The organism is Janthinobacterium sp. 35, from assembly GCF_002754575.1.
Lineage (GTDB): Bacteria > Pseudomonadota > Gammaproteobacteria > Burkholderiales > Burkholderiaceae_D > Janthinobacterium > Janthinobacterium tructae.
The window spans coordinates 2725303-2740703 of record NZ_PEFN01000001.1 but is presented as its reverse complement, the minus strand read 5'-3'; the positions used below and the strand labels follow the sequence as shown (position 1 = coordinate 2740703).

Sequence of the window (15401 nt, the reverse complement as noted above, 5' to 3'; positions counted from 1 at the left end):
ATTGACAGGGAACAAGGTCCGGGACTGCAAAAGGTCATGAAAATGTCATAATTGGCGGAGCGCCAAGGCGGGGCTCAGCCGAACAGCACGATGCCGCCCGGCAGCCGCGTCACGCGCGCGCCATACGCATCCTGGATCAGGGCGATCACGTCGTCGAGGCGGTCGAGCGAAAAGCTCGCTTGTACGCGCGTCTGTTTCAAGGCGTCGCCATTGAGGATCAGCTTGCCGGGACGGTAACGGTTCACCTCGTCCACCACCTCGGCCAAGGTGCTTTGCTTGAACACCAGCAAGCGCTGGCGCCACGCGCTGACGTCGCCTTTGGCCACCGCGCGGGCGAGGCCGAAATGCTCGGGCCGGTAGCGCAGCTGCTGGCCGGCCGCCAGTTCCGCATCGTTGCCGGCCTGCGCCACGCGCAGGCGGCCCGCCAGACACGTCACGCACACTTCCTGGCCGAACAGGCGGATATTGAAGCGCGCGCTGCCGGCCGACACCGTGCCGTCGCCCGCCTGCACGCGCACGCGCGCCGCGCCGCGCAGGCCGGCCTGGAATTCCGCCTCGCCCGCCAGCAGCACCAGCGCCGCGGCGCCGTCCTGCAGCGGCGCCGCATCGAGGCGCGTCTGCGTATTCATCTGCACCAGCACGCCGCCGTCGAGCGCCACTGCGCGCTGCTCGCCCGTACCCGTGGCGTAATCGGCGCCCAGGCCCGCCACGGCCGGCCACAGGTCCGTCGGTGGACGCAGCACCAGCAAACCCAGCGAGGCGGCCACGGCGCCACCGAGCCAGGCGCGCCGCGCCGTGTTCACGGGCCGCTGCGCCCGCTTGACGGCGCGCGCGGCCGGCGCCATCGCGCCCCACACGGCGCGCGCCTCGGCAAAGGCGTTGGCATGCTTGCGGCTGCGCGCGCACCAGTGGCGAAACACTTGCGCATCGCGCTCGCTGACCTGGCCCGAGGCCAGGCGCACGACCCACGCCTGCGCTTCCTTCTGGATGACACTCATGTCGTCTTCCGCTTGTTCAATCATGATGTTTAGACGTTTTTCCCGCGCCGGGACCGAAGCGCTGAATGAAATCGCGTCCCATGCGCTCACAACAATGTTCCAGGCCGGCGCGCAATTCTTTCTCTACCGTGCGGGCGGAAATGCCGAAGCGCTCGGCGATATCGCGGTGCGGCAACTGGTCGACGCGGGCAGCGATGACGATGGCACGCCGGCGTTTCGGCAACTCCTGCAAGGCCCGCTCCAGTTCTTCCAGTTCGGCGCGCGCGCTGAAGGTGCGGGCCGGGTCGGCCAATTCATCGGCCATCTCGTACAAGTCGTCGATATCGGGCAGGCTGAGCAGGCGCGCATTGTCGCGGCGTTGATCTTCCGCAATGTTGATGGCGATGCGCATCAGGTAGGCAGACGGATAACTGATCGCCTCGGGCGCATTCATCCGTTCCACCCGCAGATACGTTTCATGCAGCGCGTCATTGGCCAGGTCTTCCGAGCCCAGGCGGCGCTGCAGGTGGCGGCGAAACTGTCCGTAGCGTTCCAGGAACAGCTTGCGCAAGGTGGTTTTGAGTAATTCCGACATGCTCAGGGTGCCACGGCCAGGTGCAGATACGGCGCGCAGTCGGTGTCCGGGTCGGGCCGCGGCGTCAACAGGATCGTCAGCGGCTGCGGCAAGCCCGCCGGCGGCGCGCCATCCATCAGCAGGCTGCGCAGGCGCTGCAGCACGGCACGGTCGCGCTGCGCCACGCCGCTCCCTTCCAGCACGTGCACGGCGCGCACCTTGCCCCGCTCGTCGAGCCACAGCTGGAAGGCCAGCCGGTAGCGGCCGAAGGCGTCCGGATGCAGCCGGCACAGGGCGCGCGTGAGCGAGCGCTGCAGGATGGCCGCATAGCCCTGCAACGGTGGCGCGGCGGGGACCGCCTCGGCCGGCACGGGTGCCGGTGCCACGGGGGCGTCGGCCAGCGCCAGCAAGGTGAAGGCATTGCTGCCGCTGAAGCGTGCGCCCAGCTGCGTACCGGCCAGCAAGCGCTGCAGCGCCTCGGCCGGCGTGTAGTCGCCGCGCACGGGCGCGGCCACTCTGCCCGCCGCCAGCTGGCTGCTGACGAGCACGGAATACCCGGTCACTTCGCCAAACGCCACCAGCGCCGCATCGAGCGGCTGGGCGGGCAAGTCGAAGCGCACGGTGGCCTGCGTGCCGGCGTCATTGCCGGATGCACTGGCAGCCGGTCGCACGAATGTCATCAATGTCATCAGCAAGCAGGCGGACAGGGCCAGGGCGTTGCCTGTTGCGGTGCGGCGGTGGATTCGTGTCATTGTCCAGGGAAATCAACGAGAGCCTGCTCATGAAGTGTCTTGACTGTGCCAGTTCAAGCAGAATGGCAGGATGGTAGCTTCATAAAATGACAACTGTATGACATGGCGCCAGCCCGCATCCCGCCTGTGTCATCGCCGCGACACATGGCCTTGCTATGCTGAACGCCTCATCCACCGCTCCGGGAGCCGCCATGGCACGCCTGTTATCACTGTTGCTGCTGGCCTGCGCCACCCTGGCCGCGCAGGCGGACGAGCACACCGTCGTCGTGCAAGCCGCCGCACCGGAGAAGGGCTGCGTGGAAGTGGAAGTCAATGGCCAGCGCGCGCCATCGATGTCTTGCTTGAGTGAAAAATTATTACCCGACAGCAACACCGTGAACCGGCCGCCGCCTACCCTGTCCGGCGCGGAGGCGGTCATGCAGCGTCCGTCGAACCAGCTGGGCCTGTACAACCGCGCCGCCCTCGAACACCGCATGGGCAATGCCTTTGGCAAATCCGTCACGCCGCAGAGGCCGCCAGCTCCAGCGCCCGCCAGCCCGCTGCTGCCGCCGCGTTGACCTTGTTGTCAACGCACAGTCCATTTGCGCTGTCAAGATTGCGCAATCGCGCCGATTGCGTATCATTCCAAGCTTGATCGCTCTGGAAACAACCATGCTGCCCACTATCGAACAACGCCTTGCCCTTGAACTTGCCGCCAAACCGGTGCAGGTTGCCGCCGCCATCGAACTGCTCGACGAAGGCGCCACCGTGCCCTTCATCGCCCGTTACCGCAAGGAAGCGACCGGCGGCCTCGACGATATCCAGCTGCGCCTGCTCGAAGAGCGCCTGCGCTACCTGCGCGAACTGGAAGAGCGGCGTGCCGCCATCGTGGCCTCGATCACGGAACAGAACAAGATGACGCCCGCGCTGCTCGACGCCGTCATGCACGCGGAAGACAAGACGCGCCTGGAAGATTTGTACCTGCCCTACAAGCAGAAGCGCCGCACGAAGGCGCAGATCGCCATCGAAGCGGGCTTGATGCCGCTGGCCGACTGTTTGCTGGACAATCCCGAACTGACGCCGGAAATGGAAGCGGGCAAGTTCCTGCGCGACGCGTTTACCAGTGCCGACGGGAACAATCCGGGCGTGGCGGATACCAAGGCAGCCCTCGACGGCGCGCGCCAGATTCTGATGGAACGCTTCGCCGAAGACGCAACCCTGCTGCAAACCTTGCGCGAATACGTGCAGGAACACGGCATCGTCGAATCGAAAGTGGTGGAAGGCAAGCAGGACGAAGGCGAAAAATTCGCCGATTATTTCGACTACTCGGAAACCATTTCGACCGTCCCATCACACCGCGCGCTGGCGCTGCTGCGCGGCCGCCGCGAGGGTATCCTCGACGTCACCCTGCGCCTGGACACGGAAGCGGAAAAACCGAAATGGGATGCGCCGCACAACCCATGCGAAGGCCGCATCGCCGTCCGTTTCGGCATCAAGAACCTGGGCCGCCCGGCCGACAAATGGCTGGCCGATACGGCGCGCTGGACCTGGCGCGTGAAAAGCTTCATGCACCTGGAAACGGAACTGATGGGTGCGCTGCGCGAACGCTCGGAACTCGACGCCATCAACGTCTTCGCCACCAATTTGAAAGCGCTGCTGCTGGCCGCGCCGGCCGGCCAGCGCGCCACCATGGGCCTCGATCCCGGCCTGCGCACGGGCGTCAAGGTCGCCGTGGTCGACGCCACCGGTAAAGTCGTCGACACGGCCGTGATCTACCCGCACCAGCCGAAAAACGACTGGGATGGCTCCTTGCACACCTTGGGCCGTCTGGCCGCCAAGCACAATGTGTCGCTCATTTCCATCGGCAACGGCACCGCCTCGCGCGAGACGGACAAGTTGGCGCAAGACCTGATCAAGCAGCACCCGGAAGCGAAGATGACGAAGATCGTCGTCTCGGAAGCGGGCGCGTCGGTGTATTCGGCGTCCGAATTCGCCTCCAAGGAATTGCCGGACATGGATGTGTCCCTGCGCGGCGCCGTGTCGATCGCGCGCCGCCTGCAAGATCCGCTGGCCGAACTGGTCAAGATTGACCCGAAATCGATCGGCGTGGGCCAGTACCAGCACGACGTGAGCCAAAGCCAGCTGGCCCGCTCGCTCGACGCCGTGGTGGAAGATTGCGTGAACGCCGTCGGCGTGGATGTGAATACGGCCTCGGCGCCGCTGCTGGCACGCGTCTCCGGCCTGTCGGCCAGCGTGGCGCAAAGCATCGTCAGCTACCGCGACATGAAGGGCGCGTTTACTTCGCGCGCGGCCTTGAAAGCCGTGCCGCGCCTGGGCGACAAGACGTTTGAACAGGCAGCCGGCTTCCTGCGCGTGATGGGCGGCGACAATCCGCTGGACGCCTCGGCCGTCCACCCGGAATCGTACCCGCTGGTGGAAAAGATCCTCGCCGACATCAAGAAGGACATCCAGGCCGTCATCGGCGAGACCGCCTTGCTGAAAACCCTCAGCCCGGCAAAGTACGCCGATGAAACGTTTGGCGTGCCGACCATTACCGATATTTTGAAGGAACTGGAAAAGCCGGGCCGCGACCCGCGTCCGGAATTCACCACCGCCACCTTCAAGGAAGGCGTGGAAGAAATCCGCGACTTGCGCCCGGACATGATTCTCGAAGGCGTGGTCACCAACGTGGCCGCCTTTGGCGCCTTTGTCGATATCGGCGTGCACCAGGATGGCCTGGTGCATATCTCGGCCCTGTCGAACACGTTCGTGAAAGACCCGCACACGGTGGTCAAGGCGGGCCAGGTCGTGCGTGTAAAAGTGCTGGAAGTCGATGAAAAGCGCAAACGCATCGCGCTGACCATGCGCCTGACGGACAGCGCGCCCCAGGCGGGCAGCAAGCCGGAGCAAAAGGGCGACCGCAACGACCGCCGCGGCCTGGCCCAGCACCAGTCGCAGTCGCGCAACGCGCCCGAGCCGGCCGGCAGCATGGCCGCCGCGTTCGCCAAGCTGCGCGGTTAAGTCCATGGCCGCCGGGCACGACCTTGTCATCCTGGCGGTGGACGCGGCCAGCCCGGATGCGCAGCGGCTGCTCGACGAATTGTCGGACGTATTGCTGCGCATGAATGGCGACAGCGGCCGTGCCTCCTTCGATGTCGAAGCGGCAACGCCGCGCGGCGGTTTTTATCTGGCCCGCGATGCGGCTGGAGAACTGCTGGGCTGCGCCGCCTTACGCCCGCTCGGCGAAGCGGACAGCGCCATAGGCGAACTCAAGCGCATGTATGCGCGCCCGGGCTCGGCCGGCGTGGGCGCGACCCTGCTGGCCCATGTAGAGGCACAGGCGCGTGGGCATGGCTACCAGGCCCTCTACCTGTCCACGCGCGTGGCAAATGGCCGCGCCGTGGCGTTTTATGCCAAACACGGCTACGCACCCGTCATTGCCTGGGGTAAATACGTGGGCGCGGCACAATCGGTGTGCCTGGGCAAGACCTTATAAGCCTCAACGTGGCTGACTTGCCCGATTTATGACTTGAGCGCATACCCGTGCCGTCGTTTTCTTATAAAATGACGGCATCTATTTATTTCCCCATCAGAGGCAGCTATGAGCGACGTACAAACCTGGATCAAAGAAACCGTGACGAGCACGCCGGTCGTGCTGTTCATGAAAGGCACCGCCCAATTTCCACAGTGCGGCTTTTCCGGCCGCGCCATCCAGATCCTGAAGGCCTGCGGCGTGGAAAACATCGCTACCGTCAACGTGCTGGACGACCCGGAAGTACGCCAGGGCATCAAGGATTATTCGAACTGGCCGACCATTCCGCAGCTGTATGTGAAAGGCGAGTTCATCGGTGGTTCCGATATCATGAATGAAATGTTTGAATCGGGCGAACTGAAAACCCTGATCGATGCCTGATAGCCAGCTTGCGCGGCCGCGCAGGATCGTCGTGGCCATCACGGGCGCCACGGGCGCCGTGTATGGCTTGCGGCTGCTGCAATTACTCGGTGCCATCCCCGGCGTCGAGACGCATCTGGTCTTGTCGGATGCAGCGGTACTGACCCTGCACCAGGAAACGGGCGTGGGGCGCAAGGACATCGAAGCGCAGGCGCACGTGGTGCACAAGCTGCGCGATATCGGCGCGTCGATCGCCAGCGGTTCGTTTCAATCGGATGGCATGGTCGTCGCGCCGTGCTCGATGAAGACGCTGGCGGCCGTGGCGCATGGCTTGTCGGATAACTTGATCACGCGGGCCGCCGATGTGGTGCTCAAGGAGCGCCGGCGCCTGATCCTGATGGTGCGCGAAACGCCATTCAACCTGGCGCACCTGCGCAATATGACCGCCGTGACCGAAATGGGCGGCATCATCTTCCCGCCCTTACCGAGCTTTTATCACCACCCGCACAGCATCGCGGACATGGTCGACCATACGGTGGCGAGGGTCATCGACCTGCTCGGCATCGAGCACAGCCTGGCACCACGCTGGAGTGGTCTTAAGGCATCAGAGACCTGACACCACCATCAGCTTATCACCGGCAAATACCTGCCAAGTCACGATGCCTGACAAAAGCGTAGCGAGCGGCAGTGATTTGTGGCCGAGAAGCGCAACCGTACTTTAGTACGGTGAGCATCGCCGGCCGCAAAGCGCGACGCGCAGTAGCTTTGGTCAGGCATCCCTCACCTCTTGTCGAATTGGTGAGCACTGGCCTGCTTCAAATCCCTGGCTTCTTCAACCATCCTGCGGTGGGCGATCCGTTTGCGCATCACTTCCGCATGTTGCGCGGCAGTCATGGGGGGCACGGTCATCAAGTCCTTCAGCTGCGCGGTATTGCTGTAGTTACTTTTCATAAGACGGCTCAAATGCTCGGCTCCGTAGTGGATGAACTGGCTGCTTCTGCTGTGATTATGCGCTGGTATTGGCTGCCGCGCCGCTGCGTACGGGATTATTGTCAAATAATTCCGCTGCAGCGCAACATGCGAGGTCTTATTGTGCGGCAAAATCATGTCTCCAGTATGACGCTGCGCAAATAAAAGGACAGGGAAAGCACCGCCAGCGAAAAGCCGACGGCGCCCGCCGGGGAGGGCCTGAATGCTTACTTTTGGTAGTTGACTCTGACCAGCATGCGAATAAATTCACGCGCGATTTGACGATGATGTTCATCTAATCTTTGCAAATCGGCAATTAATTTCACATCGGCAGATTCAAAACGCGATAAAGCGCTGCCCGCTTCGCCATTCGGCGTGGCGCTTTCCGGGCCGCCAAACCGCAACCATTCCGCCGGAACGCCCAACCATTGGGCAATCATGCGCAATTTCTCTTGCGTGGGAATTGCTTCACCTACTAACCATTTCCTAGCTGCATGCACGGTAATCGGGCGTCCGTCGAAACGGATGTTAAATTCCCGCGCCAGTCTGGTCGGGCTGTCTGGAGAGTAATGGGCGTTTTTGAGAGCCAACTGAAGTCGTTGGCTGAAGCTTTCGCGTTCGTTAGAAGAATTCATAGGTGTACTATTTCATGTTGTAACATGAAAGTCAGTTTCTTGAATGACCATACAGATTGTTACATTTGAAAAGAGTATGAATTAACAATTAACACTCCGGCCAGGCTTTTCAGGTAAAAAAGTGGCCCAAATTTTCTCTTGTGATTCTGTGTGGCTTCGGTTCAAATTCGCGGCTGGCCTTGATTTTCGCACTGCAGCACGATTCAAAGCCTCGGTTTGGCATTACAACGTACGGTATCGGATAATGCCCTGCTCTACCGATACACGCAATGCCCATGTCATACAATTTCTTGTAGACAAAGTTTTCAGAAGGGCCATTCTGTTTTCAATATGGAAACAATCGGTACAACGTGCTCATAGTGAAACGTTGTTTTTTGATCGTGTCTACTGCCCCAAAAATTTTACTGCCATCGCAGCGAAAAGAATGTCGCCGTTATGCCAGGAAAGCTCTTTTTGGTGTCATCTTGGCCACCAACTCTCGATCTTAAGCGTGTTTGCGCAAGAAGAATCAATTTATTTTCAGTAACTGTTGTCTTATTCGCCAAACTCGCCTGTCCACAGGCGTTTTTTTTCTTTGTTGCAGCACGGGCAGGGCACGCTACAATAGTATTGACGTTGACGTAAACGGCACTTTGCCACCATCTGCCCCGCAGCACCCCATCTATCGACCGATCACCCATGCAACCGACACCGCCCGCAGCAATGACGACCTATACCATTACCGAACTGGCGCGGGAATTCGACATCACGGCACGCGCCATCCGTTTCTATGAAGACCAGGGCTTGCTCAGCCCGAAGCGCGAAGGCGCAGGCGGACGCAGCCGCGTCTACACGCCGCGCGACCGCACCCGCTTGAAGCTGACCCTGCGCGGCAAGCGCCTGGGCCTGGCCCTGTCGGAAATCAAGAGCCTGGTCGACATGTATGAATCGCCGAAGGACACGCGCGCGCAGATGGACCGCTTCCTGGGCGTGCTGGCGCAGCACCGGCAGACGCTGGAGCAGCAGCGTATCGATATCGAAATGGCGCTGGCGGAAATCAGCGCGCATGAGGACGCGTGCGCGCGCATGCTGGCGGACTTGAACCTTGATCAGGCGCAAGCAAACTAAATCGCTGCGGCGGCGCTTGCCGCGCACATCGCTTTACGCGCCTCACTTTACGTTTACGTAAACGTCACAACTGAGTATCATAGCTTCACTGACCCGGCACCCATGACCGCCACACCTATAACGACGAGGACGACATGCTCCATCTCCCAGGCTTGACCTTTGACCACGGCGACGACATCGCCGCGCTAAGAGTAGCGATCCAACAATTTGCCGCCGCCGAAATCGCGCCGCGCGCGGCCGAAATCGACCGTACAGACCAGTTCCCCATGGACCTGTGGCGCAAGATGGGCGACATGGGCTTGCTCGGCATCACCGTCAGCGAAGAATACGGCGGGGCCGGCATGGGCTATCTGGCGCATATCATCGCCATGGAAGAAATCTCGCGCGCCTCGGCGTCCGTCGGCCTGTCCTACGGTGCCCACTCGAACCTGTGCGTGAACCAGATCAAGCGCAACGGCACGGCCGAGCAAAAAGCCAAATACCTGCCAAAACTGATCACGGGCGAGCACATCGGCGCGCTGGCCATGTCGGAGCCGAATGCGGGCTCGGACGTCGTCAGCATGAAGCTGCGCGCCGACTTCAAGGGCGACCGCTGGGTCTTGAACGGCACCAAGATGTGGATCACCAACGGTCCCGACGCGGACGTGCTGGTGGTGTACGCGAAAAACGACCTGGAAGCGGGCGCGCGCGGCATGACGGCGTTCCTGATCGAAAAGAATTTCAAGGGCTTTTCCATCGCGCAAAAGCTCGACAAGCTGGGCATGCGCGGCTCGCACACGGGCGAACTGGTATTCCAGGATTGCGAAGTGCCGGCCGAAAACGTGCTGGGCGGCCTGGGCAAGGGCGTCAATGTGCTGATGTCGGGCCTCGATTTCGAGCGCACCGTGCTGTCCGGCGGACCGCTGGGCATCATGCAGGCCTGCATGGATCTGGTCGTGCCTTACGTGCATGACCGCAAGCAATTCGGCCAGGCCATCGGCGAATTCCAATTGATGCAAGGCAAACTGGCCGATATGTATTCGACCATGATGGCGTGCAAGGCCTATGTGTATGCCGTGGGCCAGGCTTGCGACCGCGCCACCACGCCGGAAGCCGTGCGCCAGTTGCGCAAGGATGCGGCCGGCGCCATTCTGTATAGTGCGGAGAAGGCGACCTGGATGGCAGGCGAAGCGATCCAGGCCCTGGGCGGCAACGGCTACATCAATGAGTATCCGGCCGGCCGCCTGTGGCGCGATGCCAAGCTGTACGAAATCGGCGCCGGGACCAGCGAAATCCGCCGCATGCTGATCGGCCGCGAGCTGTTTGCGGAAACCAAGTAAGCACGGGCGCGCGGTTATCGACTGGGTGATGAGCCATTCATGCGAGCACAACTATGACGCAAATTGCCTTCCCCAAATTGCTCTCTTCCCAGATTGCATTCGATATCGCGCGCACCATCCGCGACGGCTTTGACAAGCATTACCGTCTGTTCCGTGAAACGAGCCAGCACGCCAAGCGGTATTTCGAGCAAGGCGCCTGGAGCGCGGCGCAGACGGCGGCCCGCGAACGCATCGACTTTTATGACAAGCGCGTGCAGGAATGCGTGCAGATGCTCGAAGATGAGTACGAAGAGTCGGAGTTGAGCGACGAAGTGTGGCGCGAACTCAAGCTGCACTACATCGGCATGCTGACGGAACACAAGCAGCCGGAACTGGCGGAAACCTTCTTCAATTCCGTCTGCTGCAATATCCTGCACCGCACCTATTTCAATAACGACTATATTTTCGTGCGTCCCGTGGTTTCCACGGAATACATCGAGACGCAAGACCTGGTGCCCACCTACCGCGTGTACTACCCGGGCAAGGATGGCTTGCGCCTCACCTTGCTGCGCATGCTGAGCAACTTCCAGCTGGACTGTGCATTTGCCGACCTGGAGCGTGACGTGGCCCAGGTGGAAGCACGCCTGCAGCAGCTGTTCGGCGGCGACAGGCTGGAGCCGAACCACCAGCTCCAGGTCTTGACCAGTTTGTTCTACCGCAACAAGGGCGCCTATCTGGTCGGCAAGGGCATCAACGGCAACCGCGAGTATCCGTTTGTCGTGCCGATCCTGCACAACCGCCACGGCAAGCTGGTGCTCGACACGGTGCTGTTCGAGCAGCAGCAGATCGCCGTGCTGTTTTCATTTACGCGTGCCTATTTCCTGGTCGATATGGAAGTGCCGTCGGCCTATGTGCAATTCCTGCGCAGCTTGCTGCCGCGCAAACCACGCAGCGAAATCTATACGATACTGGGCCTGCAAAAACAGGGCAAGACGCTGTTTTACCGCGACTACCTGCAGCACTTGAAACACTCATCGGACCACTTTGAAAGCGCACCCGGCATCCGCGGCCTGGTGATGCTGGTGTTTGCCCTGCCGTCGTTTCCGTATGTCTTCAAGGTGATCAAGGATTTCTTTCCTCCTCCCAAGGAAACCACGCGCGCGCAAGTCCAGCAAAAGTACTTGCTGGTGAAACACCACGACCGCGTAGGCCGCATGGCCGACACGCTCGAATATTCCAACGTGGCCTTTCCGCGCGCCCGCTTTTCTGCGGAATTGCTGGCCGAACTGAAACAGTTCGCCCCATCGCTGATCGAAGAAGACCAGGAGCAGATCATCATCCGCCACCTGTACATCGAGCGTCGCATGGTGCCGCTGAACATGTGGCTGAGCAATGCCGAAAAGGAAGGCCGCGCTGACCTGGTGGAACACGCCATCATCGAGTACGGCAACGCCATCAAGGAACTGGTCGCGGCGAATATTTTTCCTGGCGACATGCTGTATAAAAACTTTGGCGTGACCCGTCATCAACGTGTCGTTTTTTACGATTACGATGAAATCGAGTACATCACCGATTGCCAGTTCCGCGTCATTCCCCAGGCGCGTACGGAGGAGGAAGAAATGTCGGCCGAACCGTGGTATCCCATCGGCAAGCACGATGTGTTTCCCGAACAATTCGGCACCTTCCTGCTCGGCAATCCGCGCATCCGCAAGTATTTCATGCAGCACCATGCCGACCTGCTGACGGCGCAATACTGGCAGGCGCGCAAGCAGCGCATCGAAGACGGTCATATCGAGGACGTCTTCCCGTATCCGCAACACCTGCGTTTTTGTAAGCAAGCACCTTCCCACCCCCAACCGGAGATCCAACATGCATGATCCAGTCGTAATCGTCGGTGCCGCGCGCACCCCTATGGGCGCCTTCCAGGGCGATTTTGCCAACGTCACCGCCAGCGACCTGGGCGCCGTGGCCATCCGCGCCGCCGTCGAACGGTCCGGCGTGGCGCCAGACGCCGTTGAACACGTGTTTTTCGGCAATTGCCTGATGGCCGGCCAAGGCCAGGCGCCCGCGCGCCAAGCCTTGCGCAAGGCTGGCCTGCCCGATTCCACCGGCGCCGTGACGCTGTCGAAAATGTGCGGCTCGGCCATGCAGACGACCATGTTCGCGCATGACACCTTGCTCGCCGGCAGCGCCGACGTGGTGGTGGCGGGCGGCATGGAATCGATGACCAACGCCCCCTACCTGGTGCCGAAGGCGCGCGGCGGCTACCGCATCGGCCACGGCATGATCTATGACCACATGATGATGGATGGCCTGGAAGACGCCTACGGCCGCGATGAAAAGGGCAATGCCCGCTCGATGGGCACGTTTGCCGAGGAGTGCGCCAGCCAGTACAGCTTCACGCGCGAAGCGCAGGATGCGTTTGCCATCGAATCGGTGAAACGCGCGCAAGCGGCCACCAAGGATGGCAGTTTCGAATGGGAAATCGTGCCCGTGACCGTTTCCGGCCGCGGCGGCGACACCATCGTCAGCATCGATGAAGGTCCGCAAAAGGCCCGCCTGGAAAAAATTCCGACCTTGAAAGCGGCGTTCAAGAAGGATGGCACCATCACGGCCGCCTCGTCTTCGTCGATCAACGATGGCGCGGCAGCGCTGGTGCTGATGCGCGAATCGACGGCGAAAAAGCTCGGCTGCACCGTCATCGCCAAGATCCACGGCCACGCCACGCACGCGCAGGCGCCGAACGAATTCACCACGGCCCCCATCGGCGCCATCAAGAAGCTGTACGCGAAAACGGGCTGGAGCAGCAGCAACGTCGACTTGTTCGAGATCAATGAAGCATTCGCCGCCGTGCCGATGGCCGCCATGCACGACCTCGACATTCCACACAGCAAGATCAACATCCACGGCGGCGCGTGTGCGCTGGGCCACCCGATCGGCGCCTCGGGCGCGCGCATCATCGTCACCCTGCTGGGCGCCTTGAAGAAAACCGGCGGCAAGCGCGGCGTGGCGGCCCTGTGCATCGGCGGCGGCGAAGCGACGGCGATGGCGATCGAACTGGTATAAGCGGCTCTGTTGACGACAGGCGCGCGCGGCGTGAACACGTTTGCTGCGCGCCTTTTCATTCATTACTCAGGGAGAAAAACATGCCTACCGCATTGATCATCGGCGCCTCGCGCGGCATCGGCCACGCAATCGTCCGTCAATACCGCCACGCTGGCTGGAAAGTGATCGCCACGGCGCGCACGCCGGACGCTTGCGATGCCCTCAGGCAACTGGGCGCGGAAGCGCACCAGCTCGACGTGACGGATGTGGACGGCTGCGCCGCCCTGGGCTGGAAGCTCGACGATGAAAAGCTCGACGTGGCCATCCTCAACGCGGGCGTGTATGGCCCCCGTCACGATGGTTCCCCCACGCAAGAAGATTTCGATGCCGTCATGCACACGAACGTGCTGGCGGCCATGCGGCTGCTGCCGATGCTGGCGCCGCTGGTGGCGTCTGCAAAAGGCAAGCTGGCAGTGCTGTCCTCGCACATGGGCTCCCTGAGCGAACGGGGCAACCCCAGCGGTTCGCTGTACCGCGCCAGCAAGGCGGCCCTGAATTCCGTGCTGATCGATACTAGCCTCGTGCATGGCCCGCAAGGCGTCAGCTGCGTCGCTTTCCACCCGGGCTGGGTGCGCACGGACATGGGCGGTGCCGGCGCGGATATTTCCCCGGAAGAAAGTGCAGCCGGCATCCGCGCCACGCTGGCCAGCCTGCCGACTACGGACAAGGCCGTGTTCCGCAATTACGATGGCAAGCCCATCGCCTGGTAATTCCCGCATCCACTATAAAAATATACGAGACGACGTCCATGATACTCAATGAAGAACAATCGATGATCCAGGAAGCGCTGCGCAGTTTTTCGCGCGAGCGCCTGGCGCCCAATGCGGCCCGCTGGGACAAGGAACATCATTTCCCCAAGGAAGAATTGCAGGAACTGGCCGCGCTGGGCGCCTTTGGCGTCGCCGTGCCGGAAGCGCTCGGTGGCGCCGGCCTCGACTACGTGTCGCTGGCCCTGGTGCTGGAAGAAATCGCCGCCGGTGATGGTGGCACGTCGACCATCATTTCCGTGAATAATTGCCCCGTATGCAGCATCGCCATGATGTACGCCAACGATGCGCAAAAGGAGCAATGGCTGCGTCCGCTGGCGCAAGGCACCATGCTGGGGGCGTTTTGCCTGACGGAACCGCACACGGGCAGCGATGCCTCGGCCCTGCGCACCACGGCCACGCGCGACGGCAATGAGTACGTCATCAACGGCACCAAGCAGTTCATTACCAGCGGCAAGTATGCGGACGTCGCCATCGTCATGGCCGTCACCGACAAGGCGGCCGGCAAGCGCGGCATCAGCGCCTTCTGGGTGCCGACGAATACGCCCGGCTACATCGTGGCGGGACTGGAACAGAAGATGGGCCAGCATTCATCGGACACGGCGCAAATCCTGTTCGACAACTGCCGCATCCCGGCGGAAAATTTGATTGGCGAAGAAGGACAAGGCTACAAGATCGCCCTGTCCGGCCTGGAAGGCGGACGCATCGGCATCGCTTCGCAAGCCGTGGGCATGGCGCGCGCCGCGTATGAAGCGGCCCTGCAGTACGCACGCGAACGCGAGAGCTTCGGCAAACCCATCTATGAACACCAGGCCGTGCAATTCCGCCTGGCCGACATGGCCACGCAAATCGAAGCGGCGCGCCAGCTGATCCGCCACGCGGCGTCGATGAAGGATGCGGGCCTGCCCTGCCTGAAGGAAGCGGCCATGGCCAAGCTGTTTGCGTCGGAAATGGCGGAAAAAGTATGCTCGGACGCCATCCAGGTGCACGGCGGCTACGGTTATGTGTCCGACTTCCCCGTCGAACGCATCTACCGCGACGTGCGCGTGTGCCAGATTTACGAGGGGACCAGCGATATTCAGAAGATTTTGATTGCAAGGGCGTTGTAAACCCAACTGCAGATACCGGGGTCGTACCCTGCAGGGTACGACCCCGGGGTTACGCCCTTGGGTTTTCAATAGACGAAAAAAAAGCCCGCTAGCGCGGGCTTCGTTCCAATGTATTACCAATGCTTTAATCGTGTCATGGACGCCAGTGCTATCTGCAAAGTGCCTCCTGATTTTCGGACTCCCATGCTATCTGCATGGTGACTCCAAGTGTAAATCGACCAACGTATCCGGAATTAC

At 61.6% G+C, this 15401-nt stretch carries 16 protein-coding genes; 11 read left to right on the top strand and 5 right to left on the bottom strand.

The genetic code is table 11. The annotated features are described in order from the left end of the window. Positions 1 to 74: 74 nt before the first annotated feature. Genes CLU93_RS12290 through CLU93_RS12280 form a run of 3 tightly spaced genes read right to left on the bottom strand, consistent with a single transcriptional unit; the run spans position 75 to position 2303 of the window. Positions 75 to 1022, bottom strand: coding sequence for a FecR family protein (locus CLU93_RS12290; protein ID WP_099761480.1), 948 nt, complete (start codon positions 1020 to 1022; stop codon positions 75 to 77). Then, complete coding sequence (locus CLU93_RS12285; protein ID WP_071074977.1) at positions 1015 to 1572, bottom strand: RNA polymerase sigma factor; 558 nt, start codon at positions 1570 to 1572, stop codon at positions 1015 to 1017. The genes CLU93_RS12290 and CLU93_RS12285 overlap by 8 nt, the downstream gene beginning before the upstream one ends. A gap of 2 nt (positions 1573 to 1574) precedes the next feature. Beyond that, positions 1575 to 2303: a secretin and TonB N-terminal domain-containing protein gene (locus CLU93_RS12280; RefSeq protein ID WP_099761478.1), complete on the bottom strand. Its 729-nt coding sequence runs from the start codon at positions 2301 to 2303 to the stop codon at positions 1575 to 1577. Positions 2304 to 2494: 191 nt separating this feature from the next. Between CLU93_RS12280 and CLU93_RS12275 the strand changes: the two genes are divergently transcribed. The 5 genes from CLU93_RS12275 to CLU93_RS12255 all read left to right on the top strand — a co-directional run bounded on the left by CLU93_RS12275 (position 2495) and on the right by CLU93_RS12255 (position 6790). Then, a complete protein-coding gene (locus tag CLU93_RS12275) occupies positions 2495 to 2860 on the top strand; it encodes a hypothetical protein (RefSeq protein WP_099761476.1) in 366 nt (121 codons plus the stop codon). A gap of 94 nt (positions 2861 to 2954) precedes the next feature. Then, complete coding sequence (locus tag CLU93_RS12270) at positions 2955 to 5303, top strand: Tex family protein (RefSeq protein ID WP_099761473.1); 2349 nt, start codon at positions 2955 to 2957, stop codon at positions 5301 to 5303. 4 nt (positions 5304 to 5307) lie between these two features. Next, entirely contained in the window at positions 5308 to 5778 is a 471-nt protein-coding gene (locus CLU93_RS12265; protein ID WP_099761470.1) for a GNAT family N-acetyltransferase, read from the top strand. Between the two features lie 105 nt (positions 5779 to 5883). After that, positions 5884 to 6195, top strand: coding sequence for a Grx4 family monothiol glutaredoxin (gene grxD, locus CLU93_RS12260; protein ID WP_071074969.1), 312 nt, complete (start codon positions 5884 to 5886; stop codon positions 6193 to 6195). Continuing rightward, complete coding sequence (locus CLU93_RS12255) at positions 6188 to 6790, top strand: UbiX family flavin prenyltransferase (RefSeq protein ID WP_099761467.1); 603 nt, start codon at positions 6188 to 6190, stop codon at positions 6788 to 6790. Before grxD ends, CLU93_RS12255 begins: the two co-directional genes overlap by 8 nt. A gap of 164 nt (positions 6791 to 6954) precedes the next feature. On the opposite strand, the gene CLU93_RS12250 is transcribed toward CLU93_RS12255, so the two are convergent. Both CLU93_RS12250 and CLU93_RS12245 read right to left on the bottom strand, forming a co-directional pair. Continuing rightward, positions 6955 to 7281: a hypothetical protein gene (locus tag CLU93_RS12250; protein ID WP_096232675.1), complete on the bottom strand. Its 327-nt coding sequence runs from the start codon at positions 7279 to 7281 to the stop codon at positions 6955 to 6957. 89 nt (positions 7282 to 7370) lie between these two features. Then, the gene (locus CLU93_RS12245) at positions 7371 to 7778 is read right to left on the bottom strand and encodes a hypothetical protein (protein WP_034753756.1); all 408 of its coding nucleotides are present in this window, start codon (positions 7776 to 7778) and stop codon (positions 7371 to 7373) included. Positions 7779 to 8480: 702 nt separating this feature from the next. Between CLU93_RS12245 and CLU93_RS12240 the strand changes: the two genes are divergently transcribed. The 6 genes from CLU93_RS12240 (at position 8481) to CLU93_RS12215 (ending at position 15164) form a co-directional block, all read left to right on the top strand. Next, a complete protein-coding gene (locus tag CLU93_RS12240) occupies positions 8481 to 8885 on the top strand; it encodes a MerR family transcriptional regulator (protein ID WP_099761464.1) in 405 nt (134 codons plus the stop codon). A gap of 134 nt (positions 8886 to 9019) precedes the next feature. Then, complete coding sequence (locus CLU93_RS12235) at positions 9020 to 10204, top strand: isovaleryl-CoA dehydrogenase (RefSeq protein ID WP_099761462.1); 1185 nt, start codon at positions 9020 to 9022, stop codon at positions 10202 to 10204. 53 nt (positions 10205 to 10257) lie between these two features. Then, positions 10258 to 12060, top strand: a complete 1803-nt coding sequence (aceK, locus tag CLU93_RS12230; RefSeq protein ID WP_099761460.1) for a bifunctional isocitrate dehydrogenase kinase/phosphatase — start codon at positions 10258 to 10260, stop codon at positions 12058 to 12060. After that, positions 12053 to 13249: an acetyl-CoA C-acyltransferase gene (locus CLU93_RS12225; RefSeq protein WP_099761458.1), complete on the top strand. Its 1197-nt coding sequence runs from the start codon at positions 12053 to 12055 to the stop codon at positions 13247 to 13249. Before aceK ends, CLU93_RS12225 begins: the two co-directional genes overlap by 8 nt. An 80-nt stretch (positions 13250 to 13329) precedes the next feature. After that, the gene (locus CLU93_RS12220) at positions 13330 to 13998 is read left to right on the top strand and encodes an SDR family oxidoreductase (RefSeq protein ID WP_099761456.1); all 669 of its coding nucleotides are present in this window, start codon (positions 13330 to 13332) and stop codon (positions 13996 to 13998) included. A gap of 38 nt (positions 13999 to 14036) precedes the next feature. Further along, positions 14037 to 15164 carry an acyl-CoA dehydrogenase family protein gene (locus tag CLU93_RS12215; protein WP_099761453.1) on the top strand — a complete coding sequence of 376 codons (1128 nt, stop codon included), beginning with the start codon at positions 14037 to 14039 and terminating at the stop codon, positions 15162 to 15164. Positions 15165 to 15401 lie beyond the last annotated feature (237 nt).